The 3,211-nt window shown below is 50.2% G+C and carries 2 rRNA genes; both read right to left on the reverse strand.

Annotated features, from left to right (window positions below):
- Nucleotides 1–96, reverse strand: a 5S ribosomal RNA gene (gene rrf / locus EO121_RS08515); the annotation flags it as partial.
- 64 nt (nucleotides 97–160) lie between these two features.
- Nucleotides 161–3,087, reverse strand: a 23S ribosomal RNA gene (locus EO121_RS08520).
- Nucleotides 3,088–3,211: the final 124 nt, after the last annotated feature.

Genomic DNA, 3,211 nt, shown 5'->3' on the forward strand with positions numbered 1-3,211 from the left:
CCAGGCCGTTTCCAGCCAAGTACTTTCGGCGTTTACGAGCTTAACTACTGTGTTCGGGATGGGAACAGGTGGTTCCTCGTAGCCATCGTCACTGAATTTGTCAGGGTGTTCCCTGAAAACTACATAGAAAGATAATATATTAACTTACAAGTTTGTTGTTTAAGTAAAGCCCTCGATCTATTAGTACCGGTCAGCTCCATGCCTTGCAGCACTTCCACACCTGGCCTATCAACCATGTCGTCTACATGGGATCTTACTAGCTTATGCTATGAGAAACCTCATCTCAAGGCTGGTTTCACGCTTAGATGCTTTCAGCGTTTATCCGTCCCGAACGTAGCTACCCAACTGTACCCTTGGCAGGATAATTGGTACACCAGCGGTTCGTCCACTCCGGTCCTCTCGTACTAGGAGCAGCCCCCTTCAAGTTTCTTTCGCCCGCGATGGATAGGGACCGAACTGTCTCACGACGTTCTGAACCCAGCTCACGTACCACTTTAATCGGCGAACAGCCGAACCCTTGGGACCTACTTCAGCCCCAGGATGTGATGAGCCGACATCGAGGTGCCAAACCTCCCCGTCGATATGGACTCTTGGGAGAGATTAGCCTGTTATCCCCAGGGTAGCTTTTATCCGTTGAGCGATGGCCCTTCCACTCGGCACCACCGGATCACTAAGCCCGACTTTCGTCCCTGCTCGACTTGTTGGTCTCGCAGTCAAGCTCCCTTCTGCCTTTACACTCTTCGAGCGATTTCCGTCCGCTCTGAGGGAACCTTTGGGCGCCTCCGTTACTCTTTAGGAGGCGACCGCCCCAGTCAAACTGTCCACCTAGGACTGTCCGGAAGGTCGTTACTCTTCCCGTTAGATTTCAATTAATCAAAGGGTGGTATCCCAACAGCGACTCCACTAAGACTAGCGCCCTAGCTTCTACGTCTCCCACCTATCCTGTACATTCATTAACTAAAATCAATCCTAAGTTACAGTAAAGCTCCATGGGGTCTTTCTGTCCAGTCGCGGGTAACCTGCATCTTCACAGGTACTTCAATTTCACCGGGTCCCTCGTTGAGACAGTGCGCAAGTCGTTACACCTTTCGTGCGGGTCGGAACTTACCCGACAAGGAATTTCGCTACCTTAGGACCGTTATAGTTACGGCCGCCGTTTACTGGGGCTTCAATTCAGAGCTTCGGATTACTCCTAACCCCTCCTCTTAACCTTCCAGCACCGGGCAGGTGTCAGCACCTATACGTCAGCTTTCGCTTTAGCAGGCACCTGTGTTTGTGGTAAACAGTCGCTTGCGCCTCTCTTGTGCCACCCATTCATGCTCCAGCCGTTACAAGCTTTCACACTACATGGGTCATCCTTTTCCCGAAGTTACGGATGCATTTTGCCGAGTTCCTTAACGAGGGTTTTCCCGCGCACCTTAGGATTCTCTCCCCGCCTACCTGTGTCGGTTTTGGTACGGGTAGTATGTCTCTACCTAGAAGCTTTTCTCGGCAACTTAGGATCAATTACTTCACTCTAATGAGCTCGTCATCACGCCTCAGCTTTTAGAGTAACGGATTTACCTATTACTCAACCTACACGCTTAAACATGCACTTCCAATCGCATGCTAACCTACCTGTTTGCGTCACTCCATCGATCAAACAATTCATACTAGTACAGGAATTTCAACCTGTTGTCCATCGCCTATGCTTTTCCGCCTCGGCTTAGGTCCCGACTTACCCTGAGACGACGATCGTTGCTCAGGAACCCTTAGGCTTTCGGTGGAAAGGATTCTCACCTTTCTTTTCGCTACTCATACCGGCATTCTCACTTCTTACCAGTCCACAGCTCCTTCCGGTACTGCTTCAATCCAATAAGAACGCTCCCCTACCCAATGGTATTACTACCATTGCCACGACTTCGGCTCTGCATTTTAGCCCCGGACATTTTCGGCGCAGAGTCTCTCGACCAGTGAGCTATTACGCACTCTTTAAATGGTGGCTGCTTCTAAGCCAACATCCTGGTTGTTTTGGAAACTCCACATCCTTTGCCACTTAATGCAGCATTGGGGGCCTTAGTCGGTGGTCTGGGCTGTTTCCCTCTTGACTATGGGCCTTATCACTCATAGTCTGACTCCCATGTATAAGTATAGCCATTCGTAGTTTGACTAGGTTCGGTACCCGGTGTGGGCCCTAGCCCGATCAGAGCTCTACCGCCTATACTCTTTACCATGAGGCTAGCCCTAAAGCTATTTCGGGGAGAACCAGCTATCTCCGTGTTCGATTGGCATTTCACCCCTATCCACAACTCATCCCAAAGCTTTTCAACGCTCACGAGTTCGGTCCTCCACACAATTTTACCTGTGCTTCAACCTGGCCATGGATAGATCACTACGGTTTCGGGTCTACTACCACTAACTATTCGCCCTATTCAGACTCGCTTTCGCTTCGGCTCCACGTTTTCCGCTTAACCTCGCTAGTGACAGTAACTCGCCGGTTCATTCTTCAATAGGCACGCCGTCGACCTGCAATTATACGGTCTTCGACTGTTTGTAGACATACGGTTTCAGGTTCTCTTTCACTCCCCTCCCGGGGTGCTTTTCACCTTTCCCTCACGGTACTATGCGCTATCGGTCCATACTGGTATTTTGCCTTGGAGGGTGGTCCCCCCTGCTTCCCACAAGGTTTCACGTGTCTCGTGGTACTCTGGATACTGCTCCACATATGCAGGATTTCGACTACAGGGCTTTCACCTTCTTCGGCCGACCGTTCCAAGTCGGTTCGTCTATCCCATTTATGCTTGTTAGCAGTCCTCAACCCCGGTCTGGCGAACCAGTCCGGTTTGGGCTCTTCCCCGTTCGCTCGCCGCTACTAAGAGAATCTCGTTTGATTACTTTTCCTCTGGGTACTTAGATGTTTCAGTTCCCCAGGTGCCCTCCTCATACTCTCTGGTATGGGTGACAGAGCTTTTCTCTGCCGGGTTCCCCCATTCGGATATCTACGGGTCAATGGTCGCTTGCACCTCTCCGTAGCTTTTCGCAGCTTACCGCGTCCTTCTTCGGCCAGTATAGCCAAGGCATCCACCGTATGCCCTTACTATCTTTACTTGATAGTGACATATGGTTATGTCTTTTGCTTTAGAGTCATCCTTTCGGATGCTCTCACCTTATAAGTTAATTTAGAGAATCTATGTGCTTGGTCTAACCCTTAGAGTCAACTCTAAGAGACCAA

It is taken from the genome of Veillonella sp. CHU732, assembly GCF_003992085.1.
Classification (GTDB): Bacteria; Bacillota; Negativicutes; order Veillonellales; family Veillonellaceae; genus F0422.